This window comes from Martelella mediterranea DSM 17316, from assembly GCF_002043005.1.
Classification (GTDB): domain Bacteria; phylum Pseudomonadota; class Alphaproteobacteria; order Rhizobiales; family Rhizobiaceae; genus Martelella; species Martelella mediterranea.
Map to the genome: position 1 here is coordinate 3,059,024 of NZ_CP020330.1, position 24,811 is coordinate 3,083,834.

At 61.6% G+C, this 24,811-nt stretch carries 24 protein-coding genes and 1 pseudogene; 19 read left to right on the forward strand and 6 right to left on the reverse strand.

The features are described 5' to 3' along the window. The first annotated feature begins 190 nt into the window (after positions 1-190). The 5 genes from Mame_RS14305 (at position 191) to Mame_RS14325 (ending at position 4,676) form a co-directional block, all read left to right on the forward strand. Positions 191-619: a cupin domain-containing protein gene (locus Mame_RS14305; protein ID WP_018063164.1), complete on the forward strand. Its 429-nt coding sequence runs from the start codon at positions 191-193 to the stop codon at positions 617-619. Continuing rightward, a complete protein-coding gene (locus Mame_RS14310) occupies positions 619-1,404 on the forward strand; it encodes a cysteine hydrolase family protein (RefSeq protein ID WP_018063165.1) in 786 nt (261 codons plus the stop codon). Before Mame_RS14305 ends, Mame_RS14310 begins: the two co-directional genes overlap by 1 nt. Next, positions 1,401-1,814 carry an oxalurate catabolism protein HpxZ gene (gene hpxZ / locus Mame_RS14315; protein ID WP_018063166.1) on the forward strand — a complete coding sequence of 138 codons (414 nt, stop codon included), beginning with the start codon at positions 1,401-1,403 and terminating at the stop codon, positions 1,812-1,814. The genes Mame_RS14310 and hpxZ overlap by 4 nt, the downstream gene beginning before the upstream one ends. Before the next feature lie 110 nt (positions 1,815-1,924). Next, positions 1,925-3,082, forward strand: coding sequence for an amidase (locus Mame_RS14320; protein ID WP_018063167.1), 1,158 nt, complete (start codon positions 1,925-1,927; stop codon positions 3,080-3,082). A gap of 7 nt (positions 3,083-3,089) precedes the next feature. Beyond that, a complete protein-coding gene (locus tag Mame_RS14325) occupies positions 3,090-4,676 on the forward strand; it encodes a gamma-glutamyltransferase family protein (protein ID WP_018063168.1) in 1,587 nt (528 codons plus the stop codon). Positions 4,677-4,682: 6 nt separating this feature from the next. Here Mame_RS14325 and Mame_RS14330 read toward each other — a convergent pair whose 3' ends face one another. Both Mame_RS14330 and Mame_RS14335 read right to left on the reverse strand, forming a co-directional pair. Further along, a complete protein-coding gene (locus Mame_RS14330) occupies positions 4,683-5,645 on the reverse strand; it encodes an NAD-dependent epimerase/dehydratase family protein (protein ID WP_018063169.1) in 963 nt (320 codons plus the stop codon). A 17-nt stretch (positions 5,646-5,662) separates the two neighbouring features. Further along, positions 5,663-7,168, reverse strand: a complete 1,506-nt coding sequence (locus Mame_RS14335) for an amidohydrolase family protein (RefSeq protein ID WP_018063170.1) — start codon at positions 7,166-7,168, stop codon at positions 5,663-5,665. 142 nt (positions 7,169-7,310) lie between these two features. Here Mame_RS14335 and Mame_RS14340 point away from each other — a divergent pair, with 142 nt between their 5' ends. From Mame_RS14340 to Mame_RS14380, 9 genes are all read left to right on the forward strand, one after another. Then, on the forward strand, positions 7,311-8,297 hold the full coding sequence (locus Mame_RS14340; RefSeq protein WP_155122119.1) for a LysR family transcriptional regulator: 987 nt from the start codon (positions 7,311-7,313) through the stop codon (positions 8,295-8,297). Between the two features lie 163 nt (positions 8,298-8,460). Beyond that, positions 8,461-9,492 (forward strand): extracellular solute-binding protein, encoded by a 1,032-nt coding sequence (locus Mame_RS14345; protein WP_018063172.1) that lies wholly within the window; start codon positions 8,461-8,463, stop codon positions 9,490-9,492. 86 nt (positions 9,493-9,578) lie between these two features. Then, positions 9,579-10,427, forward strand: a complete 849-nt coding sequence (locus tag Mame_RS14350) for an ABC transporter permease (protein WP_155122120.1) — start codon at positions 9,579-9,581, stop codon at positions 10,425-10,427. Further along, positions 10,424-11,218, forward strand: a complete 795-nt coding sequence (locus tag Mame_RS14355) for an ABC transporter permease (protein ID WP_018063174.1) — start codon at positions 10,424-10,426, stop codon at positions 11,216-11,218. The genes Mame_RS14350 and Mame_RS14355 overlap by 4 nt, the downstream gene beginning before the upstream one ends. 13 nt (positions 11,219-11,231) lie before the next feature. Next, positions 11,232-12,059 carry a nucleoside phosphorylase gene (locus Mame_RS14360; protein WP_018063175.1) on the forward strand — a complete coding sequence of 276 codons (828 nt, stop codon included), beginning with the start codon at positions 11,232-11,234 and terminating at the stop codon, positions 12,057-12,059. Then, complete coding sequence (locus Mame_RS14365; protein WP_018063176.1) at positions 12,052-13,152, forward strand: ABC transporter ATP-binding protein; 1,101 nt, start codon at positions 12,052-12,054, stop codon at positions 13,150-13,152. The genes Mame_RS14360 and Mame_RS14365 overlap by 8 nt, the downstream gene beginning before the upstream one ends. After that, complete coding sequence (locus Mame_RS14370; RefSeq protein WP_018063177.1) at positions 13,149-14,084, forward strand: carbohydrate kinase family protein; 936 nt, start codon at positions 13,149-13,151, stop codon at positions 14,082-14,084. Before Mame_RS14365 ends, Mame_RS14370 begins: the two co-directional genes overlap by 4 nt. A 3-nt stretch (positions 14,085-14,087) precedes the next feature. Next, complete coding sequence (locus Mame_RS14375) at positions 14,088-15,140, forward strand: ADP-ribosylglycohydrolase family protein (RefSeq protein WP_018063178.1); 1,053 nt, start codon at positions 14,088-14,090, stop codon at positions 15,138-15,140. Further along, complete coding sequence (locus Mame_RS14380) at positions 15,137-15,958, forward strand: creatininase family protein (protein ID WP_018063179.1); 822 nt, start codon at positions 15,137-15,139, stop codon at positions 15,956-15,958. Before Mame_RS14375 ends, Mame_RS14380 begins: the two co-directional genes overlap by 4 nt. A 79-nt stretch (positions 15,959-16,037) precedes the next feature. Here Mame_RS14380 and Mame_RS14385 read toward each other — a convergent pair whose 3' ends face one another. Continuing rightward, the gene (locus Mame_RS14385) at positions 16,038-16,481 is read right to left on the reverse strand and encodes an RrF2 family transcriptional regulator (protein WP_018063180.1); all 444 of its coding nucleotides are present in this window, start codon (positions 16,479-16,481) and stop codon (positions 16,038-16,040) included. 129 nt (positions 16,482-16,610) lie between these two features. Here Mame_RS14385 and Mame_RS14390 point away from each other — a divergent pair, with 129 nt between their 5' ends. Then, positions 16,611-17,300, forward strand: coding sequence for an NnrU family protein (locus Mame_RS14390; protein ID WP_018063181.1), 690 nt, complete (start codon positions 16,611-16,613; stop codon positions 17,298-17,300). 5 nt (positions 17,301-17,305) lie between these two features. Here the strand turns inward: Mame_RS14390 and Mame_RS14395 are convergent, their stop codons facing one another. From Mame_RS14395 to Mame_RS27330, 3 genes and pseudogenes are all read right to left on the reverse strand, one after another. Further along, entirely contained in the window at positions 17,306-18,499 is a 1,194-nt protein-coding gene (locus Mame_RS14395; protein WP_018063182.1) for an NnrS family protein, read from the reverse strand. A gap of 8 nt (positions 18,500-18,507) precedes the next feature. Beyond that, positions 18,508-18,804, reverse strand: coding sequence for an NnrS family protein (locus Mame_RS14400; protein WP_018063183.1), 297 nt, complete (start codon positions 18,802-18,804; stop codon positions 18,508-18,510). Between the two features lie 302 nt (positions 18,805-19,106). Continuing rightward, positions 19,107-19,321: pseudogene (locus Mame_RS27330) on the reverse strand (IS3 family transposase); the annotation flags it as partial. A 296-nt stretch (positions 19,322-19,617) separates the two neighbouring features. On the opposite strand from Mame_RS27330, the gene Mame_RS14410 reads away from it, so the two are divergent. From Mame_RS14410 to Mame_RS14425, 4 genes are all read left to right on the forward strand, one after another. Beyond that, entirely contained in the window at positions 19,618-20,109 is a 492-nt protein-coding gene (locus Mame_RS14410) for an RNA polymerase sigma factor (RefSeq protein WP_018063185.1), read from the forward strand. Between the two features lie 48 nt (positions 20,110-20,157). Then, on the forward strand, positions 20,158-21,159 hold the full coding sequence (locus tag Mame_RS14415; RefSeq protein WP_018063186.1) for a FecR family protein: 1,002 nt from the start codon (positions 20,158-20,160) through the stop codon (positions 21,157-21,159). Between the two features lie 143 nt (positions 21,160-21,302). Further along, a complete protein-coding gene (locus Mame_RS14420) occupies positions 21,303-23,921 on the forward strand; it encodes a TonB-dependent receptor (protein WP_085986542.1) in 2,619 nt (872 codons plus the stop codon). An 87-nt stretch (positions 23,922-24,008) separates the two neighbouring features. Next, positions 24,009-24,809 (forward strand): calcium-binding protein, encoded by an 801-nt coding sequence (locus Mame_RS14425; protein ID WP_018063188.1) that lies wholly within the window; start codon positions 24,009-24,011, stop codon positions 24,807-24,809. Positions 24,810-24,811: the final 2 nt, after the last annotated feature.

A 24,811-nucleotide genomic window follows, 5' to 3' on the forward strand; every position in this document is an offset into this window, starting at 1 on the left:
AAAAACTGACACAACATGGTCTCAGTGCTGAAGGCACTTGTGGCGACCGTAAAGCGTTTTTCCCCAGCAAAGCGGTGGTTTCAGCCTTCGGTTCCGGCATGAGCGGTCCATTAAGGTCTCCCACCACCTTGAAATGCTCCGCGCCGCTCATGCCGGCCCCTATCTTCAGAAAAGAACTCCAGAGGGTTCCATGCTCACCTATGCGTTCGAACAGGTTGAAAAGGCCGAGGTCTTCAAGATCGCGCCAACCGACACCAATTATTTCGCGATCCTCTTCGATCCGGAGAAGGACGGGATCGACAACATCTTCGTCATCGAGATCTTCACCGTCGGCGGCGCGACGCCCCCGAACGAGCACAGCCATGCCCATGAATTCTTCTATGTGATCGAAGGGGAGGGCATGGCCTCCAGCGATGGCGAGGAAATGCCGATCAGGAAGGGCGACGCGCTGATGCTGCGTCCGGGCTCCGAGCATGTCGTCAGGAATACCGGCTCCTCCAAGCTTTATACGCTGACGGTGATGACGCCGAACCAGGACTTTGCCGAGCTGATCCGTTCCGGCGAGCGCGTGTCGCTCGACGAGGAAGACCTGAAGGTGCTCACCGGGAAGGCGGCCTGATGCAGGAAGACGCCGATGCCCTGCCGCTCGGCCCCTCGCGGCTGAACCGCTGGCAGGTTTCCGCGGGCCGGGTGGACATGATCCGGCCCCAGCCCGCGCCGCGACCGCTTGTCGTGAAGGACGGCGACCGCGAGGTCGTTCTCGATCTCAACCGCACGGCCATCGTGATCATCGACATGCAGAATGACTTCTGCCATCCCGAAGGCTGGCTTGCCGGCATCGGGGTCGATGTGACGCCGGCGCGCAGGCCGATCGCGTCACTCAACCGGCTTCTGCCAGGCCTGCGTGAAGCCGAAGTTCCGGTCGTCTGGCTCAACTGGGGCAACCGCCCGGACAAGGCCAACCTGCCGCCGTCAACGCTCCATGTCTACAAGCCGACGGGCAGGGAAACCGGGATCGGCGATCCATTGCCCAATGGGGCCAATGTGCTGGAAAAGGACAGTTGGGCAGCCGCCGTCGTCGACGAACTGGAAATCGCCGAAACCGATATCGCGGTCGACAAGTTCCGCATGTCCGGCTTTCAGGACACCGAACTCGACAGCATATTGCGCAATCTCGGCGTGACGACCGTGCTGTTTGCCGGGGTAAACGCCGACCAGTGCGTTCTGTGCACGCTTCAGGACGCCAGTTTTCTCGGCTATGACTGTCTGCTGGTGGAGGATTGCGCGGCGACCACATCGCCGCAATTCTGCATGGATGCGACCCTTTACAACACCCGCCAGTGCTTCGGCTTTGTCTGTTCCTCGGACGATATCGTCGCCGGCCTTTCGCGAGTTCGCGCATGACACAGCAAGACAAGGATGCGGCGGTTCAGCCGGTCAATCTTTCGGACGTTCTGGAGGAGGTCACCAAACTCTGTGATCTTTATGAAAAGGCGCTGATGGAAAACGATCTCGATACGCTGGATGCGCTGTTCTGGGAAAGCGAGCAGACGTTGCGCTATGGCGTCGGCGAGAATCTCTATGGCATTGCCGAAATCCGCGAGTTCCGCAAAGGCAGGTCGGGCGGCTCGCCTCAGCGTGAGGTCATTCGCCGCCAGATTACCACCTTCGGCAGGGACTGCGCGGTCTGCGATCTCGAATTCCAGCGGCCGGGTGCCGCCGTTCGGGGGCGGCAAAGCCAGACATGGATTCGCACTGCTTCCGGCTGGAAGGTTGCCGCCGCCCATGTATCGCTGATGGGCAATTCCCATTGAGGCCGTTTGCCGGGCAGCATCCCTGAATTTCGGGCGTGCGCTTCGCGTTGCGTTTTCAGCGCGGCGCGTGCATGCTCCAGCCACTGTTCCTCCATTATCGGACAAGCTTCATGACGCAGTCCATCGGTCCCTTTGTCGAACGTTTTGAACCTCCGGTCACCGCGGAGACGCCAGCTACAGATCTGCTTTCGGGGCTCACCGTCGCGGTCAAGGACAATTTCGACATCGCGGGCACTGTCACCGGCGGCGGCAACCCCGAATGGGCGGAAGATCAGACTCCCGCCGCGCATCATGCGGCGGCGGTGCAGACCCTTCTCGAAAATGGCGCGGCCCTTGTCGGCAAGGTTCATATGGATGAACTCGCCTATAGCCTGATGGGGATGAATGCCCGGTTCGGCACGCCGGAAAACCCGGCCGCGCCCTCGCGCGTCCCGGGCGGCTCATCCTCGGGCTCGGCCTCTGCGGTCGCATCGGGGCTGGCCGATATCGGGCTTGGCTCCGATACAGGCGGGTCGGTGCGGCTTCCGGCCTCCTTCTGCGGGCTTTTCGGCTGGCGGCCGACCCATGGGCTTGTGTCGGGCGAGGGGCTCTTGCCGCTCGCAGAAAGCTACGACGTGCCGGGCTTTCTGACCCGCGAACTGGAAACGCTGTCCCTCCTCGGTGAAATCTTTGCCGATGGGCAAAGCGCCGATGAGGATGTCCGGCTGGTTTATCCCGCCGATGTCTGGCGGCTGTGCGAGGATGCGGCGGCGGCGGCCCTGAAATCGGCGCTGCCGAAGGGCGATCGCAACGACAGCCCGCTGCTTCCGGGCGGCGACCTGAAGGAATTACTGCCGGTTTTCCGCACTCATCAGGGCTATGAGGTGTGGCAGCATTTCGGGTCCTGGATCGAAAAGCGCGAGCCGGAATTCGGCCCCGGTATCCGCGAGCGCTTCGCGATGGCGGCAAAAATTACGCCGGAGGAATTCGAGGCGGCGAAGAAAAAGCGCGCCGCGTTTCGCGCACATCTGGGCAGGGTGTTGTCGCCGGGCATCATCATGGTCTACCCGACGTCACCGGGACCCGCGCCGCTTCTTACCGATGGCAATGACATCATCGAGACCTTCCGCAGTCGCGCGCTTTCGATGCTGGCGATCGCCGGCCATGGCGGCCTGCCGCAAGTGTCCATTCCGCTTGCGGCAAGCCAGGGCTCGCCGCTTGGGCTTTCGCTGGTCGCGGCACCCGGCAGCGACAGGCTGTTGATCGAAACGGCGAAACGCTTCATCTGAGGGCATCATGCTTCATACCGCGAAAGGCTTTGACGGGGCGTTTTCCGCACCCCACGCTGCGGCAGCCCTGGCAGGCCGCGACATCTTGCGCTCCGGCGGCACTGCGATCGAGGCCATGGTCTCCGCGGCGGCCACGATTGCCGTCACCTATCCTCATATGAACGGCATTGGCGGCGACGGCTTCTGGTTGATCCACCGATCCGGCCACAAGGTAACAGGCATTTCCGCATGCGGGCAGGCAGCCCGCCTGGCAACGCCGGAATGGTATGGAACGCGCGGTTTCGCCGACGCGATGCCGACGCGCGGAGCCCTTGCCGCCCTTACGGTTCCGGGTACGGTTGGCGGCTGGGAAAAGGCGCTGTCTTTGGTGCCGGAAGAAAAGCGCCTGCCGCTCGAAACGCTTCTTTCTTCGGCGATCGGTTATGCCGAAAACGGCATTGCGGTGACCGGTAACCAGTCTTTGTGCACGGCTGAAAAACTTGAAGGCCTGCGCGATGTTGAGGGCTTTGCCGGAACATTCCTTATCGATGGCGAGGTGCCCAGGGCCGGGGCGCGACTTTGCCAGAAGCCGCTGGCGGCGACTTTGCGGGCGCTCGCAGCGGAAGGATTGTCTTCCTACTATTCCGGTGAACTCGCCCGCACCCATACGGCCTTCCTTGAGGAGAACGGCTCGCCGCTGCGCTTCCGGGATTTCACTGCCTATCAGGCGAGCATGGTCGACCCGCTTCATGTCGAGACCGCGCATGGAAGGCTGATGAACATGACCCCGCCGACCCAGGGGGTCGCCTCGCTGATGATCCTGGCCTTGTTTGATCGGCTCGGCGTCGGAGAGGCCGAAGGATTTGATCACCTCCATGGCTTGGTCGAAGCCACGAAACAGGCCTTCATCATCCGCAATGCCGGGCTCGGCGATCCGGATTTCATGGCCGAACCCGCCCAAGCCTGGCTTGCCGATGATCGTCTCGATGCGCTTGCCGCGAAAATCGACATGAAGACGGCCTTGCCATGGCCCTATGAGCCTGCCGATGGCGATACGATCTGGATGGGAGCGGCGGATCGCTACGGCAATGTCGTCTCCTTTATCCAGAGCGTCTACTGGGAATTCGGCTCCGGCCTCACCTGTCCCGAGACCGGGGTTTTCTTCCAGAACCGCGGCGCCGGCTTCTCGCTTTCGCCCGGCCCCAACCAGCTTGCGCCTGGAAAACGTCCGTTCCATACGCTCAACCCCGCGCTTGCGCATCTGAAGGATGGCCGCGTGATGGCCTATGGTACGATGGGCGGGGAGGGCCAGCCGCAGACACAGGCCGCTCTGTTTTCGCGCCACGTGCAGTTCGGCCAGGATTTGCAGGCCGCCATTACCGCGCCGCGCTGGTTGCTCGGCCGCACCTGGGGGGAGGAGACCACGACGCTGAAGCTTGAGGATCGGTTTGATCCGGCACTCGTGACGGCGCTGAAAGAGGCCGGCCACGAGGTCGAGATGCTGCCCGCCTACAGCGATGCCGCCGGTCACGCAGGCGCAGTCGTGCTGCACGACAACGGGTTGATGGAAGCCGCAACTGATCCGCGCGCGGATGGTCTGGCGCTTGTGGACTGATGTCTCTCAGGCCGGATAATGCGTCCTGAGAAAACCGTCGATGAAATCCGAGGCCTTTTCCTCCAGCAGCGGGAAGCCGAGTTTTCGGGCTGCTTCGGCTGCAAAACAGGCGGGAAAATTCTGCGGCCCGTAGACCGGCGGATCGGTGCGGTCGATCAGCGACAAGATGTCGTCTCCTGCCCGTTCTGCAAGCGCTGAAAGCAGCGCCTCGACGGTCAGCGGCACGCCGGGCATCACCAGCGCCCGCGCATAAGCGGGGATCCGGCCCTCGATATTTGCCGCGTGGATGAGCTGGGCAACCGCCGTTTCCGGCGAGGCCAGCCAATGGCGCACATCGTCTGAGGCGGGCAGAAGCGCGCGGCGCCCTTCCAGCGGTTCGCGGATGATGTTGGAAAAGAAGCCGGAATTACCGTGGGTGGCTTCGCCGGGCCTCACTGCAATTGTCGGCAGGCGCAGGCAGATGCCGTCGACAAAGCCCATGCGCGAATAATCGGCGATGATTGCCTCGCTCATCAGCTTCTGCGTGCCGTAGGAACTGTCCGGCCGGGGCGTGGACGCATCATAGATCAGTGCTGGAAAAGGTGCGCCATAGACGCCGATTGACGAAGCATGAACGAGGCGCGGACAATAGTCGTCGCCTGAAAGCCGGATCGCCTCGACGGTTGTCCGCACCGTATCGAAATTGATGTGATAGCCGATGGCGAAATTGCTGTCGGCCTGGCCCATGGCCGTCGCGGCCACGTGGAAGATCACATCCGGCCGGGACGCCACGACACGGTTGATCGTTTCGAAATCCGCCGCATCCCCCGTCACCCATTGCGTGTCGGTGCCACCGATATCGCTCTTGCGGATGTCGGAGAGGATGAGAGCATCAATGCTTTTCCTGCCAAGCCTGCCCCTTGCAATCAGCGTCCGGGCAAGATTGGCGCCGATCATGCCGGAAGCGCCGATGATGGCGACGGAGGTCATGGCCGCTCTCCTTGCTCCTACACCTTCACGCGTGGATAAAGGCCTATCTCGCGCGTTGTCGCCTTGTCGTACATCTGGTCGAGATAAGGCCGAACTTCGGCTGCGCCCCTGCTCATTTCCGGGCAATGGTCGCGTTCGAACCTGGCGGCCGCTTCGGCGATTTCGCCACGCAGATCGTTCTCGTTTACCCTTGTGAGTTTGCGGTCTTCCATCACCAGGTTTCCGCCGACGATCGAATGGGTAACGACATCGGAATTGACCGAAAAGGCAATCTTCTTGATCGGGTCATGCAGCGGCATGAAGCCCCAGTCCGTCCTGTCCATCAGGATGATGTCGGCAAGCATGCCTTCTTCCAGCGTGCCGACCTCCTTTTCCATCAGGCTGGAGCGCGCGGCAGACGTGGTCGCCATGTCGTAGACCTCATGCGCCGAGATCCAGTCATTGTAGTCGAAACTGCCGATCTTGTGCAGGCCGGCGGCTGCCTTGAAGGCGACGAAGATGTCGGCGGTATCGGCAGAGGCCACGCCGTCGCAGCCGAGCGCGACATTGACGCCGGCATTCATCATCCGCCGCACCGGTGAAACGCCGGAGCCGAGTTTCAGATTGGCGAGCGGGTTGTGCGTCGTCGAGCAGTTGGCCGCGCCCATCATTGCAATGTCTTCGTCGGTCAGCCAGATCGCATGGTTCATGGTCAGCCGATGGGTCATCAGGCCCATGTCCTTCAGGAATTGCACCAGCGTGCGGCCATATTTCTCCTCGCCGGTCACGGCCTGGGTCTTGGTTTCCAGAACGTGGCAGTGGACCGGCAGATCGCGCGCTTGCGAAAGGTCCGCGCATTCCTGCAAAAGCCTTTTCGAGCAACGCTGCGGGCCGCAGGGGCCGAGGATGATGCGGATATTGTCCTTGCCGTGCCATTTACCGGAAAGCTCCTCGAACAGCGCGATCTGCTCCTTCCAGTCGGGCGCGGGCATGGCATCGAGCCGTGCCTTCATTTCGGCGGGCATGAGATCGCCCATGAAGGGCAGGCTGTTGCAATAGCTTTCATCCCACATCGAGGCGGTGATCCAGCCGCGCAGCCCCACATCGCGGAAAGCGCTCGCCGTCGCGTCAACGGCTTCCGGCGTGCCGGAAATGTTGATCACATCGTCCTGCAGCGTGGTGACGCCGGAGCGCAGCGAAATGATCGCGACCAGCATGGCTCTGAGATAATGCTCGCGCCAGGTCATCGCCGGCGACCCCAAGGGCGGGTAGACCTCCGAAAGCCAGATTTCCAGCGGTAAATTGTCATACCGGCCCATCTCGAAGCCTTCATTGGAATGCATATGGGCATCGATGAAGCCGGGCATGACCAGCTTGTCAGAGGCATCGATCACCTGAAGGTCCTGAAAGGCGGCGGCGCGTGCCGAAAGATCACCGCCTTTGCCTATTATCCGGTCACCGTCGATCAGCACATCGCCGGTCGCAAAGCTGTGTGCGCCGGTTTTCTGGTTGATGACGAGGCCGTTCTTGATCAGGATTGCCATGCTTTACTCCGTTTGCCTGCCGCTTTTGGTCAGGCGGCATGAAAATTGCTTGGGTATTTGCCGGGGATGAAATTGCGCCGGTCGGACCGCTTGTGGTGGGAGCGATCCGGCCAGACGGAAACCTTGTGAAAGGAACAACGTTTTGGCCACACCAGCCGGAGACCACGGTCTCGACCTGCGCCTGATGCGCATTCTCGATGTGCTGCTTGACGAGTGCAGCGTTTCGAAAACCGCCACGATCCTTGGCCAGAGCCAGCCTTCCGTTTCGCTCGCGCTGAAGCGGCTTCGCGAAATTCTCGGCGATCCGCTTCTGGTGCGCTCCGGCGTGAAGCTGATCCCGACTGAAAAGGGCATCGCGCTGCGCGCGCAGGTCTCCAGTATCCTGCGCGAGATCGACGCGCTCGCCATCTCCGAGGATACGTTCGACCCGGCAAGCTACAACCGCCGCTTCCGCGTCTACGCCGCCAATTGTCTCGGCACCTTCTTCATGCCGCGCATCGGCGAACTGGTGCGCCGCGAAGCGCCCAACATGCCGCTCGATTTCTGCGCGATACCCGAGGAATCCCGGATATTTACCGAGCTTGAGGAGGGCAAGCTGGATCTCGTGATCGGCAACTGGCCGATGCCGCGCGACTACCTGCGGTTTGCGCCGCTGCTCGAAACCGACATTGTTCTGGTGATGCGCAACGAACACCCGCTTGCAGGCCGCTCCCGCATCGACCTTCAGGAATATCTGAGCCTCGACCATCTCTCGCCGACGCCGCATACGAGCCCGGCTATCAGCCCGATCGACGGACAGCTTGCCCAGCTCGATGCCAAGCGCGAGATCGCCATGTCGGTTGCCGAGTTCACGCTTGTGCCACACATGCTGGCGCGCACTGATCTGGTGTTCACCAGCAGCCGCCCCTTTGCCGAGCAGATGGCGCAGTCTGGCGCCTTTTCGATTGTCGGCGCGCCGGAGGAACTGGCCCGGATGAGCTTTTACACGCTGTGGCATGAACGGTCGCATCTCTCGCCCGGCAATCAGTGGTTCAGGAGATTATTGCGCCGGGTTGCCAAACAGATAAGCGAATTCACACCCCTTCCATCAAGTGAAACTTCGCCCGAAGCCATTAGCGGGAACCAATAGAGTCTATTGGGGTCACGGGGCTTATGAAACGTCAATTCCTGCCGTTTAATCGGTTTCGAGAGAGCCGGTTTTCCTCGGACCTCTTCTTGATATCCGGCAAGCGGTTCAGTTGTCCGCGATCCGGGTTCCAGCCAAACAGATAAACAAGGGGAATTGGAACATCATGCTGAAGAAACTGAGCACAGCCCTTCTTGCCGGCACCATCGTTCTGCCTGCCGCCGGCGCCTTTGCCGCTGACGACTATTCCGGCCACACGCTCGTCGTCGGCGTGTGGGGCGGCGATATCGAGCGCCTGCTGCGCGAAAACGTCGCCGAGCCGATCGAAGAGGAAACGGGCGCATCCGTCGAATTCGTTCTCGGCGGCACGGGCGACCGCATGGCCCGCATCTATGCGGAAAAGGACAATCCGACCATGGATGTCGCATTCCTCAATATGTACGAGGCTCCGCAGGCGCTTTCCGATGGTATCGTGCTGCCGCCGGATCCGGAAAGCGACATGTACAAGGCGATCTGGGACGGCATGAACAATGGCTGCTACGCCATGTCTCTGGTCGGCCTCGGCATCGCCTACAACAAGAATATCGTTCCGGAAGCCCCGGAATGGGAGGATATGTGGGATCCGGAATATAACGGCATGATCGCCGTTGCCCAGTATCCGGGCTCGGAAGGCGATGGCCTGATCGGCGTCGCGGCACGCCTTGCCGGCGCCGATGAGCATGATCCCGATGCCGCTTTTGAAAAGCTTCAGGGCCTGAAGCCGATTGCGATGACCTATACCAATCTCGATGAAGTCTTCGCCATGATGGATGTCGGCGAAGTGGCCATGGCGCCGATGATCTCCGGTTACGTTCTGTCGGCGCTGAAGGAACATCCCGATATCGGCTTCTCCTTCCCGACCGAGCCCGGCCCGGTTCTGGTGCGGGACATGCTGTGCCTGGTGAAGGACAGCCCCGAGCCTGAGCTTGCCAAGATGTTCGCGGAAAAGGCACTCGGCGTTGCAAACCAGACCGATTATGCCGAGCAGATATTCTTTGGCCCGACCAATTCGCAAGTCGAGCTCTCGGAAGAAGCTTCGGCAGACGTGATCGACACGCCGGAAGAGGTCGAAAGCCTGGTGCAGCTTGACTGGCCGTATGTCATTGAGCAGCGCAGCGACTGGACCCAGCGCTGGAACAAGGAACTGCTCGAACAGTAAGCGTCGCGATCATTGCCGCCGCGCCGTAACCGACGCGGCGGCGTTCACCCTTTCGGTGATGCTGCAATCCGGTAGATGTGATTTCGATGAACAAACGGGCGCTCATGCTGCTGATGCCGGCACTTATTCTGTCGGGCATCGTCTTTCTGCTTCCCTTCCTGTGGCTGTTCGTCACCAGTTTCAGGGTGCAAGGGGAAGGTTCGCTGTTGATGGCGGAGGGATTTTCGGCGGCCAATTATGCCAGACTGGTTTCCGACAGCTATTTTGCCGAGGTGTTTTTCCGAACCATTTGGATGAGCGCTGCGGCCACCCTCATTTCGCTTGTCATCGCACTGCCAATGGCGCGCCAGATTGCCGTCAGCGCCGGTCGCGCCAAGGGCCTGCTGCTTGCGCTCATTCTGGTGCCGCTCGTCTCCGGCGCGCTTCTGCCCACGCTCGGCATGCTGCATCTTCTGGGGCCTCTCGGCGTCGTCAACTCCATCCTGAAGGACCTCGGGCTGATTACCCGCAGCGTCAAATTTCTCGGCACGGCGCCGGGCGTCATCATCGGCCTGGTGCAGGCCTTCCTGCCGCTGATGCTGCTGCCGCTCGTCAATGCGCTCTCCCGCCTGCCGAAGGATGTGGAGGCGGCGGCCGAAACGCTTGGCGCGCCGACACTCATCGTGTGGCGCCGGGTCATCCTGCCGCTGATCGCGCCGGGCATCATAGCAGGCTCCGTGCTGGTGTTCTGCGCCTCGCTGACCTCCTTCGTCACGCCGCAGATCCTCGGCCAGGGCAAGATCGCGACCTTCGGCACCATGGCCTATCAGCAGGCATCGCTGGTGCTTGACTGGCCTTTTGCTTCGACCGTCGCCGTGGTCATGCTGGCAATTCTCGGGCTTGGCCTTGCCATCGGCTCGCTTGCCGCGAAACGGCTCGCCCGGAGGCCCGCATGAAAACCTATGGCTTTGCCGTTTCGGCCCGCTTTGTCTGGACCGTCCTCGCCTTCGTCTTCCTTTTGGCGCCGATCGCGGTGCTGATCTTTGCGTCCTTCGACGATGCGAGCTTCTTCCGCTTTCCGCCGAATTCCTATTCGCTCCGCTGGTATGAGGCGGCCATCGAAAGCCGGGAATATAGAAGCGCGCTGTCGGTCTCACTGCTGGTCGCGGTGCTTGCAGGCTTTATCGCCGTACTCTTCGGCGCGATGGCAGCCTTTGCGCTGGTGCGTTACAAGCCTGCCGGCGGACGGATCGTCGAAGCGATCCTGATGACGCCGCTGGTGCTGCCGTTGATCGTGTGGGCGATTGCGCTTCTGCAGATCTATTCGAAACTTGGCATGTCCGGCACGCTGCCGGCGCTGGTGCTTGCCCATGCGGTGATCACCATGCCGTTTTCCGTGCGCATCATGGTCTCGACCTTTGCCGATCTCGATCCGCTGCTGGAACAGGCCGCCGCCACGCTTGGCGCCTCTCCCGGACGTGTGGTCCGGCGCATCACGCTGCCGCTTGCCATGCCGGGACTTGTCTCTTCCGCCGCCTTCTCCGTGCTGATCTCGTTCAACGATGTGATCGTTTCCTCGCTGATCGCGGGTGCGCGCTGGATCACCTTTCCGGTCAGGCTTTACGCCCAGCTTCGCAGCCAGGGCATCGATCCGATCACGCTTGCCATCGGTTCGGCGATCGTCGCTTTTATCCTTGTCGCCGCGCTGATCGGCGAATTCATGTTCAAATGGTCACGCCGTCTTTGAGAAAGATCGAATAATGTCTGAAGAATACCGCTATCTCAAAACCATGCCGCATTTCGTGCGCGCCGGCGTGCCGCTGCTCACCGGCTTCAAACGCGATCGTATCGCTCCTTATGTGGTGCTCGCCGTCAAGGATCCGCTGGTCGTCGGGGACGGCGCGGAGGAAGATTCCCTTGCCGCCGCTCTCGACAATGGCGAAGTCGCAGCCAGGACCGGCCTCTTCACCACGGTGACCGGCACCTATGAAGGCGCGCCGGTCTCGATCGTTTCCGGCGGCTCCGGCTCGCCCGAGGCGGAGCTTGCGCTGATGGATCTCTTCAACTTCACAGATTGCACCACAGTCATCCGCATTGGCGGCTGCGGCGCATGGAGCCCGAAGGTCGGCGTCGGCGATATCGTGATCTCGTCTGGCGCCGTGCGCGACGAAGGCATGACCAAAGCCCATGTGCGCGCCGAATACCCGGCCGTTGCCGACTGGCAGGTGGTGAGCGCGATGAAGGAGGCGGCCGATCAGGTCGGTCATCCCTATCACATCGGCATTACCCGTTCGGGCGACAGCGAATATTGCGGCTGGGGCAAGCCGGGGCCGGGCGGCTATCTGCAGGAAGACCACAAGCAGATCATCGATTACTGGAGCCGCGCCGGCGTGCTCAATACCGACCGCGAGGCTGCCGCGATCCTGACGCTCTGCAGCCTCTACGGCCGTCGCGGCGGGGCGGTCTGCTCGGTCGGCGACAACGTGGTAACCGGCGAATTGCACAAGTCGGGCTCCGGCCAGACGGCCGCGATAACGGTCGGCCTTTCCGCCCTTGCGCGACTTTTCCGGGAGGACGCTGATGCCTGAGCCGCGCGCACCCGACCATCTGGTAATCCAGAAGGTGATGAAGAAGTATGGCAGCGGCGAACCGGCGCTGAAGAGCGTGTCGCTCAATGTGCGCAAGGGCGAGTTCCTGGCGCTGCTCGGCCCCTCCGGCTGCGGCAAGACCACGCTCTTGAAGATCATCGCCGGTCTTGAAAAGGCCACCCAAGGGCAGATGGCGCTTGCGGGCGAGGGGCTGGACGCAATCCCCACCTACAGGCGCGATATCGGCATTGTCTTCCAGTCCTATGCGCTTTTTCCGCACATGACGGTCGACGCCAATATCCGTTTCGGCCTCGATATGCGCGGCATCAAGGGAGACGAGGCCGATCGGCGCGTGGCGGAGGCGCTCGATCTCGTCAAGCTTGACGGACTTTCCGCCCGCATGCCCAACGCGCTTTCCGGCGGCCAGCAGCAGCGCGTTGCCCTTGCCCGCGCGCTGGTGATCCGCCCGAAACTGCTGCTGCTTGACGAGCCGCTCTCCAATCTCGATGCGGTGCTCAGAAAAAGCGTGCGCGTCGATATCCGCGAGTTGCATGAGCGCATCGGGCTCACCACGGTGATGGTCACCCACGACCAGGAAGAGGCGATGAGCATGGCCGACCGCGTGGCGGTGATGGCCAATGGCTATGTGCTGCAGCACGACACGCCCGAGGTGATCTACGAGCATCCCGCATCGGCTTTTGTGGCAACCTTCGTCGGCAACCCGCCGGCGATCCTGTTGCCGGTGGAAAAGACAGCCAGGGGCTACGGCATTGGCGGCACGGCATTTGCCCCGTCAAGGTCGCTCGCCGCGGCCATCGACCGGCAGAACGGAAAGCCGGTTCTGCTCGGCTTGAGGTCTGACCGGCTCTCCTTCGCCGACGAGTCCGGGCCGCTGACAATTACCGGCGAGGTGCATTCCAGCGAATATATCGGCGGCTCCTGGCTGGTGCATGTTGCGCTCGGCGAACATCGTATTGCCGTGCCGACGCGAGCGCGTCCGCCGGCATTCGGCAAGGCGGCGCATATCCGCATCGATGAGGCCGAGCCGCTGCTGTTTGATCCCGTAACCGGCGCGAAGGTGGCGCTTCCATGAGTGGCGCCGTCTATTGTCTCGGCCCGCTCGTGCTCGACCGGGTCTTGAGCGTCGATGACCTGCCCGGCCATGATGAAAAGGCCTTCATCAAGGAGAAGGAAGAGCGTGCCGGCGGGCCGCCGCTCAACTGTGCCTGGGCGCTGAGCCGGCTTGGCGAGGATGCCCGGCTGGTCTCGACCATCGGCGATGACGGCGAGGGCGCGATCCTGATGCAGTGGCTCGCCGAACGCGACATGAGCACCGAGGCCGTTGACGTCAAGGCCGACAGTGCAACCGCGTCCGCCACCATCATCGTTGACCACACCGGCGAGAAGGCGATCCTGATTGATCCGGTGCCCGTGGAAACGCTGGCGGTGATCGGCGACACGGTGACGCTGCAGGCGGATGACACGGTTGTGTCCAACTTCTTCCATCCGGAAGCCGTGGCGCGCATGTTCGACCGTGCGGCGGGAAAGGGCATCGACCGGATGATTGATCTTGAACTGCCGGAAATCGAGCGCTGGGGCTGGCAGGCGATGGAAAACATCCTTCCCTTCGCCTCGCTGGTGGTAACCAACCGGCAGGTTCTGGAAGCGTGGATGGCGCGCACCGGCAATGAGCGACCGATCAATGAAGCCGCTGAAGAGCTTGCGCGTTTCCTGGCCGCCGATGGTCGCTGTAAGGCGGTCGTCACGCTCGGCTCGGAGGGGCTGGTCGCAATCGACGGCGGTGCGGTTCATCGCGTCGGGGCGTTCAGGGTCACGCCGAGCAACACGACCGGCGCAGGCGATGTGTTTCTGGCCGGCCTTGCCACGGCCATGCGGCGCGGACGCCGGTTTGGCGCGGCGCTGGTCTTCGGCACGGCCGCCGCCGCGCATTTCCTGGAAACGGGACGGTGCGATGGTGCAGCCGCCGAGGCGCTAGTGAAAGAAAAGATGAAGGAAAGACTGTAGAAAATGGCAACCACGTCGAAAGCAATCGAGGCCGTATTGTCGGCCGCCTGTGTCGCCGATGCGCTGGGCGCCGCCACCGAATGCATGCACCCGGATGAAATCGTCCGGGTTTTCGGCGGGCCGGTAACGACCTTTCGCACGCCCCCGGAGAAATCGCCCTTCGCCAGGGGGCTCGCGCCGGGCCGGCTGACGGATGACGCCACGCAGATGCTGGCGATGGCCAGACGGATTATCGGGCTTGATCGCCCGCCGGTCTCCGCCGATGCGATTGCCGGTTTCATCGACTGGTCGCATGACGAGGAAATGTTCCAGCGCTTTGCCGGCCCGACGACCCGCATTGCCGTGGAGGCGATGCGCGCCGGCGCGCCCGCAGAAGCCGTTGCCACCCCGGAGGTCTATTCCTGCATGTTCGGCACGTCAAACGGCGGCGCCATGCGCGCGCCGACAGCGGGCTGTGCGGCGGCTGGCAATCTTTCCGAAGCTGTCAGGCTCGCCTGCCTGATGTCGGCGCCGACGCACAATACCCAGATCGCCTATGCCGGCGCTTCCGCCGTCGCGGGCGCGATTGCCGTTGGCCTTTCGGGCGACCGATCAATGACGGTTTCCGAGGCGGCGATCGAAGGCGCGCGGCAGGGCGAGGCTGAGGCGCGCCGCAGCGGCCGCATCGTTGGCGGCGCGGGCGTATTGCGCCGCATCGAGATCGCCTTCGAGGTCGGTCTCCGCTACAAGGCGGATCTCGAGGCGGCGCGGGCAGAGCTGATCGAGGTGATCGGCAATGGCGTTGCCATGGCGGAAGCCGTGCCGCATGCTTTCGGGCTCGTCGTCGCTGCGGATGGCGACCCGTGGCAAGCGATCGTCGCAGCCGTCAATGGCGGCAATGACAGCGATACGATCGCGATGATCGCCGGTTCGGTTGCCGCCGCCTGGAACGGCGCGGAAAGCATTCCCGCTGCGCTGATCGAGGAGGTATCGAGCGTCAACGGGCTTGATTTCGCGCGCATTGCCGAGGGGCTGGCAAAATTCAATGCACAGGTGATTGCAGGGGAGCAGGTATGAAACGCTACTGGCTGGAGATGACATCGCCGGAACATGCGGTGCTGCCGAAAAACACCGTTGCGGTACTGCCCGTCGGGGCGACCGAGCAACATGGCCCGCATCTGCCGGTCGGAACCGATTGCCTTATCAACAACGGCATCGTCGCAGCCGCGCTTGAGAGGCTCGGCGACGATATCCCCGCCGTGGTCCTGCCGTTACAGCCGGTTGGCGCGTCGCAGGAACATCTCGATTATGCCGGTTCGCTCGCCCATCCCGCACCCGATCTGATGCAGTCCTGGACGCGGGTGCTCGACTGCGCGGTGCGCTCCACTGGGCTGAACCGAATCCTGATCTTCAACAGCCATGGCGGACAGTCGGGGCTGCTCGCCGCCGTCGCGCTCGACCAGCGTGTGCGCCACAACGTTCTGGGCGCCTATGCCACCTGGTTCGATGCCGGCTATCCCGACGGGCTTTTCACCGAGGACGAGATCCGCACCGGCTTTCACGGCGGCGATATCGAAACGTCGCTGATGCTGGCGCTGCATCCGGAACTTGTCGTGACAAAAAACCTTGGCGACTTTCCGTCATCGGTCGATGAAATCGAAGCAAGAACCGGGCAGCTTTCCGCCAATCCCGGCGGTGGGCGCGTCGGCGGCCTGGGATGGAAGGCGCAGGACCTCAACTCTGACGGCGTGACCGGCAATGCGAGCCGGGCAACGGCCGATAAGGGCAGGGCGCTGCTGGAGTATACCGCGCAAAGCCTCGCGACGTTGATCACGGACCTGTCAAACGCTCCGATGCCCTCGGACAACTGGCCGCCGGAGCGGTACCGGGCTTGACCCACTGCTTTGCGGTTTGAATTTATAGACAAGGCGCATGGCATTCATCCTGCTTGCATCCAGGCGTTCCCGCCTGGCCTTATGAGGGGGAAGGCAGGGGCGGCGAGCCCGGCCCGAAGACGTGAGGTGAGAGCACGACGTCGGCGAGCGTGTAGTGGTCGAAAACGTTGAGGAAGGATGTGAGCGCTTCGTTCAGGATCGCCGGCAGCTTGCAGGTTTTCGTGATCACGCACTGGTTCCCGGTCGCAAAGCATTCGACAAGCGCGAAATCGGCCTCCGTTGCACGAATGACCGCGCCGAGATTGATCCGCTCGGGGGGCAGCGCCAGACGGAAACCGCCGGAGCGACCGCGAATGCTCACCAGGTAGCCGTTTCTGGTGAGCGCGTTCACAACCTTCATCAGATGCGTCTTCGAGATCGAATAAGCGGCAGATGTCTCCTCGATGGTGATCAGCCGGTCGCCGGCTGATGCCGCGTACATCAGCACGCGCAGCGCATAATCGGAAAAGGTTGTCAGACGCATGGGCGCGCTCCGTGGATGCTGTGGCGACGGAACACAGAGGACGTTCCGCATCCGGGTATTTTCTCTGTTGCCGGTATTATCATATATCGTAGATGAATCTTAAATGTCGGCGGGAGACGGGACCAAAACATGACGAATTTTCTGCTCGCGATTGTCGTTTTCCTGCTGGCCCATGTCATTCCGCCGGCGCCGCCCGTGCGGGCACGGCTGATTGCCCTGCTGGGGCGTCCTGCCTACCTCTTCGCCTATTCTTTTCTTTCGATCCTGCTTCTGGTCTGGATCATCGTCGCGGCCCGATCTGCGCGGATGATTTATCTCTGGTATCCAGCGCCCTGGCAGGCCCTTGTTCCGGTGATCGCGATGCCGTTCGCCTTCTGGTTCATTGCCGCGGGGCTCGCGGCGCAAAACCGGCTTTCCATCACCTTCCGGCGCAGCGGTGCGGCGGGCGCGCAAGGCACGATTACCGCCATAACCCGCCACCCTGTGCTGATCGGCTTTCTGATCTGGTCGCTCGCGCATATTCCGCCGAACGGGGATGTCGTGTCGCTGATCCTGTTTGGCGGCATGGGGCTGCTCGCGCTTGCCGGAATGCCTGTGCTCGATCGCCGGGCGCGCCGCCGGCTCGGCGATGCCGATTGGGCGACCGTCCGCGCGCAAACCTCCATCGTGCCGTTTCTGGCGATCGTTGAAGGGCGCGCGCATCTGCGCGCGGATCGAGACTTCTGGCTTTGGACGGGCGTTGGGTTGGCCTTCTATGCCTGGTTTCTGTTGCAGGGGCACCGCCTGCTGATCGGCGTCGACCCGCTGGCCTGGCTGTAACCGTTTCAGCTGCGGGGCTTAAGCAGCATCGGTCCGTAGACAACGCAGAAGCCGGCAAAGGCGATGACCCACGCCAGACCGGCAAGGGGCATCAGCGTGAACGTCCAGTTGGGATTGAAAGCAGCCACAAGACGCAGGACCAGTGCAATCATGATCGCCAGATAGATTGCGACAGTGGCCGGTGGTGCCGTCAGCGTATGGCCGGTGTGGCCGCGGCTGGCGCGGGTCATGATGGCAATCGTCATGCCGCCGATGGCGCCGACAGTCCAGCAATGGATCGCAGCGCTTTCCGCGCCCCCATCGCCCGTGAAAGCAGCATAGCCGGCGAAGAGGAAGCCGAGACTGACCGGCAGGAATGCAAGATGCAGGATGAAGACCAGCGGCTCGGCAAAGGTTTGCAGAGGTCGCCAGCGCCATTGCCGGAACAGGTTGAAGGCGCCGATGGCCATCAGAAGCAAGCCCAGCACCGGCTCTTCTATGTCAAATGCGGGAAACACGACCCATGCGCCGAGACCGGCAGCGCTCATCACCATCACGAACCGGTCGAATTCCCCGAAAGCGGGTGGCAGGGCCGGAGAACCCTGCTTCTTGAGCCAGTTGCGGGTGAAGCTCGGAACAATACGGCCGCCGATGATCTGGATCAGCATGATGATGAGGGCGATGGCGGCGCGTTCGGCATAGACGGACGTGCCGTAGCGGATGTTTTCGTAGTAAAACAGGATCTGCGTGGTGGTAAACAGCGAAAGGACCACGATCACCTTCAGGTTCCGCCAATTGTGTCCGGCCAGGATTTCCTGGGTCAGAAAACCGATCAGCGCCAGAGGGAGGGCGAGGGCAGCGAGATAGACAAGGGCGGGCGGGAGCGAAACCGAAAAGGCGACGATGACTCGCCCGCCAAGCCAGAGGCCAAACAGGCCCGCAAGCGGCCAACCGACCACCGGTAGACGTCCCGTCCAGTTGGGAACGGCGGTCAGAAGAAAGCCCGCGATGATCGCCGGAACATAGCCGTAAAGCAGTTCGTGGACATGCCATGAGACGGGCGTGAACATGCTCGGCACCTGGATGAAGCCCAGATACCAAGGCACCCAGAGCGCGATCAGCAGGGCGGCGTCAAGAGCGCCGAAAAGGAAGAAGGGCCGGAAGCCATAGCTGAAAAGCGCCGGTCCCTGCCATGCGCGCAGTCTTGCCATTGTCTTCATTGTTCTTCTCAGCGATCATGTTGGTTGAGTGTTGCAGGATCGGAGAACGCCGGCCAGTAGACCCTTAGCCAGAGCAGAAAGCCGCCGGCCCTGAAAATTGCCTCCACTGCGTGATGGTGACCGACGAGTTCGGATGCGATCCCGAATTCGGGAAGAGTTCGGATTGCGATCGCGATAACGATCAGTGCGATTGCTATCCTCGTCTCCACGGAAAATGCGAGCGGCTGACCCGTGTGTCTCAGCCCGGCGACACAGTGCGCTTCGTTGCCGGGCTGAATGGTGAGCAGGCCGGGCTCGACTACCATCGTCAACCCGGTTGAGCATGTTCATGACATGATCTGCGGCTTGCGTCGGGGCCATTGTGGTGGTTGGCGCGAGAAACGAAAGGCTGAATAAACGGAACAAGGGCACACCGGTCTGGGTATGGGACGGTCGCTGGCGAACACGTCAAAGATAAAACATGTATTTTGTATTCATCTTTTATGAGATCGGTCAACGATTGCTGCAGGGGCGGGTCAAGTTGACGCAGTGAGACCGGTTATTTGCGCATACTGCGATGCCGAGAATCCTTGAACGGCATGCAACCAATAGCCGCATGCTCGACAGCGACCGAGGCATCAAGGGTTTTGACATCAACGATTGGCCCTGCCAGTTCCGCCTTGGTTTCATTGCCAAATTCGCAGGTCGCCCCCTCAAGGAACTGATCTCTCCATTGCTTGAACTGGCGGGCACATCGAACTGCAGGGATAATTCCACCACCGGCTGCTCACTCGGGATGGCGGCAAACGCCACTTTCGCCTTGAATGCCGGGCTAGGTTTCCGGCATTTATGCCGAAGTCAGGCAGACATTCCAATTATCCTCGCTGTTCAGGTTTTTCGGGCCCCGTCTTTCTGCCTCCATGAAAATTCCCCGTGGATCGCAACGAAAAATTCATAAAATCCGTGCAAAAAATAAACTTGAATTAATTAATCAAGTTTAATGGCTCACCTCGGAGAGCGCTTCCATGCTGGCAAATGATCATCGGCTTTGTGGGCAGGGGCGACCTCGAACGCGCAATCTAACGTCGGCTGCAGGTTGCAAGGAGCGTTGGTTTCTTATGACTTCGTGGAAACACCAATTGGCGCGGCTTTTCGCCATGCATCGGGGACATGTCGAGCAGATCGCCTTTCGCAAGGTCCATGACCGCGAAGCCGCCGCCGATATCGTTCAGACGGCCTTTGCCAAGCTTCTGGCGGCGGAAGGCCGGCAAAGCGAGGAAGAGAGCACCAAAATCCTGTTCGCGACCGTGCGAAACGAGAGCCTGAACTATCTTTCTGGCCGTTCCCGGCGCTCGCGGATCATGTCGGCGCTGACGACGGAGCAGCTCTATCACGGCTCGCCATCTTCCCAGGATGCGGTTGAGGGCACGCAGGCGATGACGGCTTTGGAAGCGGCGCTTGCGGAATTGCCCGAGCGAACCCGGACCATCTTCATAAGACGCCGCCTGCATGGCGAGAACAATGCCGACATCGCCGCCGATCTCGGGATATCTGTCCGCGCCGTCGAAAAGCATCTGGTGCGGGCGATGGAACATTGCCGTTCCGCGATCGACGACTACTTTTCCGCCTGAATGTGTGTGAAACTACGTGACGCACAGCACCGGGAAGGCCGGCCGAACATGAGCAAGGAAGAGAACAACAGTGAGCTTGAAGACGTGGCCATGCAGTCCATCACGCTGAGCGGCGAGGAGCGAAAAGCCGCCTATGCCTGGCTGGCGCGCCGGGACGACAACACATCGGCGGCGACCGAGGCGTCCTTTCAGAAGTGGCTGCGCGACAGCCCGAGAAACAGGCGGGCCTATGACGAGGCTTCCCGCCTGTGGGCGATGATGGGCGCGCCGGCTGCGGCCGTCGCCGCCGGCGGCGAGTGTCGCCCGCCGGTGCGGCGGCACAGGCAACGTTCCGGTTTCTTTGCGCCGGCCGCTCTGGCGGCGTCGATCATCCTGACGGCCTGTGCCGCGCTCCTAATTTTCAGTTCCAATATGCTGCAGGACTGGCGGGCCGATGTAGTGACCGCCTACGGCCAGATCAGGGAATATCCGCTTCCCGATGGTTCGACCGTCACCCTCGGTCCGGATACCGCGCTGGCGCTTGATTTTGACGGCAGCGCGCGGCGGGATGTCGAGATCCTGCGCGGCCAGGCGTTTTTCGAGGTCAGGCACGGCCTTCCCGCGCCCTTCACCGTCGAGGCCGGCAAGGGGCGGGTCGAGGTTACCGGCACGGCGTTCGATGTCGACCGACTTGGCGATGACGTCACGGTGGTTGTCGAGACCGGTTCGGTCAAGGTTTCGGGCAGCGGCGAAAACGCAGCTCTGCTGGGCGCTTCGGAAATGGTCGATGTCGACGATGGCGTTCCAGGCACTGTTCGTGACGTCGATACCAGCCTCGCACTCGGCTGGATGCACGGGCAGGTCTCCTTTGATCGCCAGCCCGTCGACAAGGTGATGGCGACGCTGCAGCGCTATCTGCCCGCCAAGGTGGTGACCCGCGGGAAAATCGGCGAGCGTCTGGTTTCCGGAAGCTTCCCGACCGATGATCCGGAGCAGGCGATCCAGGCCATCGCCTCGACCGTCGACGCTCGGGTTCAGCGCTTAACACCCTGGTTGATCGTCATCTACTGATCTTCTGCCAGGGTGGAGATGACGCCTCCAAAAAAACTTGAGTAAAAAAGTTCGCTTTTAGCGATCTCACTTGTTTTAGCTGATGAGAGGCACGGTTGCCTCCCGCCGGGTTCGGCGCGGATAAAACAGGGAATGCTCAATTTATGTTGTATCGAGTAGCGGGCGAGCGGCGTCGGTTCTGCTTCGCTTCGATGTTGTTGTCGTCGGTCGCCTTTGCCGTTCCGGCTTACGCACAAACCTCTGCCGGCAGCGCTGCTGTCGAAACTTCCGTTTACGATTTCAACCTTCAGCCTTCGGTCCTGGGCTCGACCGTTGCCAGGATCGGTGCCCTTACCGGCTGGCGCATCTTCTATGGCGGCGATGTGCCATCCGATACGCTGACGACCGCCGTCAGCGGCCGGTTCTCGGTGACCGAAGCGCTCGGGCTCGCGCTGCAGGGAACCGGGTTGCAGTATCAGGTCACGGGGCCGCGCTCGGTGAGCATCGCCTCGTCGATGTCCTTTGACGACATATCGTACATGAACGATCCCGAGGCGACGCTGCTCGAGCCTGTCTTTGTCACGACCGGGGTTCAGGGGGCGTCGGGCGCCGGTTTCATGGGTACGCCGGACTGGGTCTACGACACCGCTGGCTCCGTCAGCGTTGTCTCCCGCGAGGCCATTCTCGGTGCGCCGTCGCGCAGCGCGGGCGATCTTCTCGACAATGTCGCGGGCGTCTATGCCAACCGCTCCAATGGCCAGGACCCCGGCATTTCGGTCAATATCCGCGGTCTTCAGGACCAGAACCGCGTCGTCACCATGGTCGACGGCGCCCGCCAGAACTTTCAGATCGCCGGCCACGGCACCACGTCGCGCGCCTATGTGGACTCCGCCTTCATCCGCGAGATCGATATTGACAAGATGGGCGGCTCAGGCGTCGGCGGGGCGGGCAATCTTGGCGGATCGGTCAACTTCCGCACCATCATCGCCGACGATCTGATCACCGGCGACAAGGACTGGGGGCTCTCCTTCAATGGAACCGGCGGTTCCAACGAATTCAATTTCGACGGTTCCATCGCGGCGGCGACGCAACTGACGGACAGTTTCTCGGTTCTGGCGGGCTACAGCCGCAAGAAGATCGGCGCCTACGAGATCGGCACGAACGGCGATATCGAGCTCAATCCGGAGACCACGTCGGACAACGTATCGGTGTTCACCGGGTCCGAGGTGGAATCGAGTATCCTCAAGGCCGAGGCCCAACTGACAGACGATCTCGACCTGACGCTCTCCTGGCTGCGCAACAGTTCCAAGTTCAGCACCGGCGGCTATATCACGGCCGGCACGCTGGAAGGCGGCACGCAGGAATCCGAGTATGACGTGGTCAACAACACGTTCACCGCCAATCTCGGCTGGGACCCTTTGAGCGATCTCGTCGATCTCGACGTCAACCTCTGGTACAACCACCTGCAGAACGATCAGGAATTCGAACAGCTTCTGATCGGCGTCATCCTTGCAGCACCTGCACATTACGAGCTCGGCACGTTCGGCGGCAGCATCGACAATACCAGCTTCTTCGAAACGCCGCTCGGCGATCTCACCGTCAATTACGGCATCGAGGGCTTCCACGATGACGGCAAGACCGAGGTCGATGCCGACTTCCCGATGGATGAACTCACCGGCAATGAGGGGCTTACCGGGCCGAACCCGACCGGTACGCGCGATGTCTTCAGCGGTTTCGCCAGCGCCACGCTGGAGCCGACGGACTGGCTCTCACTGACCGGCGGACTTCGCTACGATTGGTACAGAATCAAGGGGATAGGGTCCTACGCCTGGATACGGAAGCACCCTTCGACCTATGAATGCATAAGAGGAGTCGGCTGCACTGGTGAGAGGGCTTGGCAGGAATGGGCCAAGGAAGATGTCGACATCGACCGGTCCGACGGCGCCTTCCTGCCTTCGGTGACGGCGGCCTTCGGGCCGTGGGACGGCCTTCAACCTTTTGTCCGCTATGCGAAGACCTTCCGTCCGCCGACGCTAATGGAGCAGCTCTGGGGCGGTCAGCACTATATCGGCAGCTCGCCGCTGTCCTTCGCGCCCAATCCGGACCTGAAGGCCGAGCGCGCCGATACCTACGAGATCGGGGTCAACTATGCCCGGGACGGATGGCTCCAGTGGGATGACAGTTTCAGGATGAAGGCCGTCGGCTTCTTCCGCAAGGTCGACGACTATATCGCGCTCGGCCACGTCTACAAGGAGACCGGCGAACGCGCCTATCAGTCCTTCGTCAATCTCAACGGCGCAAGCTACATGAAGGGCATCGAGTTCGAGGCCAATTACGATGTCGGGCGGTTCTATATCGGCGCTTCGGCAACCCTTCTCGATACCGACTATGCCGACACCTACACCTATTACGGCGAAAGGGCGCCGGGATCGGGGACGAGCAAGCCGTTCAAGCCCGGAGACGTGCTGAGTTCCGACACGCTCTACGTGCCGCCGACATTCTACCTGACCATGGATGCGGGGCTGCGGTTCTTCGACGAGCGCCTGACGCTTGGCGGCCGCCTGACCCATTCCAACGGCGGCAAGGCCGGGGACATCGAAACCTACGATGTCGAGAACTACACGGTCTACGATCTTTACGGCTCGTGGGTGTTCAACGATACCGCCGCGCTCCGTTTCGCGATCGATAACGTGACCAATCTTGCCTACGTGCCCTCGATGGGCACCGCAGACCTGCCGGCGCCCGGCAGGACATTCACGGCATCGCTCAATCTGACGTTTTGAGATTTCGCGGCTTCAGCCGCGAACAGGGGTCCGTCCCCCCCGGACGGATAATGTGAGGAACGCCATCAACTTGGAAGGAAAAGGACCATGGCAGTTACGATCACGCAGCAGAATGGCTTCAGCAACGATTTGCTCGGCTACTTCAATTCCTGGAGCGACAACTACACCTATTATGATCACGGGTTCTTCAACCCGGCCTCCGGCAGCACCTACACCCAATGGGGTGCCGGCACGGAGTATGATCCGACGGATCCGGGCGACACGCCAACTTCCAGCGTCATTCTGAATGGCGACGACTTCACATATTCGACCGGACGTTTTTCCGGGGAGATCGAGTCGCTGAATTTCGGCGAGGGAATTCACTACGACGGCGGCTCTTCCGAATATGTTCAGACGGACGAGCTTCTCATTGACGTCAGCAGCGTGAATGTCGGCAGTTCGAGTACTTTCACCTATGCGATCTACGTTCTGTCGAACTACGGGTCATTCGAAAGCCAGACCGTTTTCGGCACGAATTTCCCCGGCATGTACGATTTCTTCGCCGAGCAGGGGACTGAGCAGATCGGCACGGCCGGGGCGGATACCCAGTCCAGCTTTGGCGGCGACGACACGCTGACCGGCGGTTCGGGCAACGATACCTTCCGCTTCGTGCTGGATGACACCGGCGCGAGCGCCATAGGCAACGATACGATCACGGATTTCGACGCTGCGAATGAAGTGATTTGGTTTGGCCTCAACGATACGGCTTACGACAGCGATGCCGAGATCATCAACGCTGCTTCCGACACCGTTGACGGCGCTTATATCGACCTCGGTGCCTACGGGTCGGTCACGTTGGCTGGCGTGAGTGTCTCCGAGCTGTCCGGCAGCAACTTCGATTTCGCATAGGC

Coding starts and splice junctions, on each gene's coding strand:
- Mame_RS14305 (WP_018063164.1), top strand. CDS start 191: ATGCTCACCTATGCGTTCGAACAGGTTGAAAAGGCCGAGGTCTTCAAG.
- Mame_RS14310 (WP_018063165.1), top strand. CDS start 619: ATGCAGGAAGACGCCGATGCCCTGCCGCTCGGCCCCTCGCGGCTGAAC.
- hpxZ (WP_018063166.1), top strand. CDS start 1,401: ATGACACAGCAAGACAAGGATGCGGCGGTTCAGCCGGTCAATCTTTCG.
- Mame_RS14320 (WP_018063167.1), top strand. CDS start 1,925: ATGACGCAGTCCATCGGTCCCTTTGTCGAACGTTTTGAACCTCCGGTC.
- Mame_RS14325 (WP_018063168.1), top strand. CDS start 3,090: ATGCTTCATACCGCGAAAGGCTTTGACGGGGCGTTTTCCGCACCCCAC.
- Mame_RS14330 (WP_018063169.1), bottom strand. CDS start 5,645: ATGACCTCCGTCGCCATCATCGGCGCTTCCGGCATGATCGGCGCCAAT.
- Mame_RS14335 (WP_018063170.1), bottom strand. CDS start 7,168: ATGGCAATCCTGATCAAGAACGGCCTCGTCATCAACCAGAAAACCGGC.
- Mame_RS14345 (WP_018063172.1), top strand. CDS start 8,461: ATGCTGAAGAAACTGAGCACAGCCCTTCTTGCCGGCACCATCGTTCTG.
- Mame_RS14350 (WP_155122120.1), top strand. CDS start 9,579: ATGAACAAACGGGCGCTCATGCTGCTGATGCCGGCACTTATTCTGTCG.
- Mame_RS14355 (WP_018063174.1), top strand. CDS start 10,424: ATGAAAACCTATGGCTTTGCCGTTTCGGCCCGCTTTGTCTGGACCGTC.
- Mame_RS14360 (WP_018063175.1), top strand. CDS start 11,232: ATGTCTGAAGAATACCGCTATCTCAAAACCATGCCGCATTTCGTGCGC.
- Mame_RS14365 (WP_018063176.1), top strand. CDS start 12,052: ATGCCTGAGCCGCGCGCACCCGACCATCTGGTAATCCAGAAGGTGATG.
- Mame_RS14370 (WP_018063177.1), top strand. CDS start 13,149: ATGAGTGGCGCCGTCTATTGTCTCGGCCCGCTCGTGCTCGACCGGGTC.
- Mame_RS14375 (WP_018063178.1), top strand. CDS start 14,088: ATGGCAACCACGTCGAAAGCAATCGAGGCCGTATTGTCGGCCGCCTGT.
- Mame_RS14380 (WP_018063179.1), top strand. CDS start 15,137: ATGAAACGCTACTGGCTGGAGATGACATCGCCGGAACATGCGGTGCTG.
- Mame_RS14385 (WP_018063180.1), bottom strand. CDS start 16,481: ATGCGTCTGACAACCTTTTCCGATTATGCGCTGCGCGTGCTGATGTAC.
- Mame_RS14390 (WP_018063181.1), top strand. CDS start 16,611: ATGACGAATTTTCTGCTCGCGATTGTCGTTTTCCTGCTGGCCCATGTC.
- Mame_RS14395 (WP_018063182.1), bottom strand. CDS start 18,499: ATGAAGACAATGGCAAGACTGCGCGCATGGCAGGGACCGGCGCTTTTC.
- Mame_RS14400 (WP_018063183.1), bottom strand. CDS start 18,804: ATGGTAGTCGAGCCCGGCCTGCTCACCATTCAGCCCGGCAACGAAGCG.
- Mame_RS14415 (WP_018063186.1), top strand. CDS start 20,158: ATGAGCAAGGAAGAGAACAACAGTGAGCTTGAAGACGTGGCCATGCAG.
- Mame_RS14420 (WP_085986542.1), top strand. CDS start 21,303: ATGTTGTATCGAGTAGCGGGCGAGCGGCGTCGGTTCTGCTTCGCTTCG.
- Mame_RS14425 (WP_018063188.1), top strand. CDS start 24,009: ATGGCAGTTACGATCACGCAGCAGAATGGCTTCAGCAACGATTTGCTC.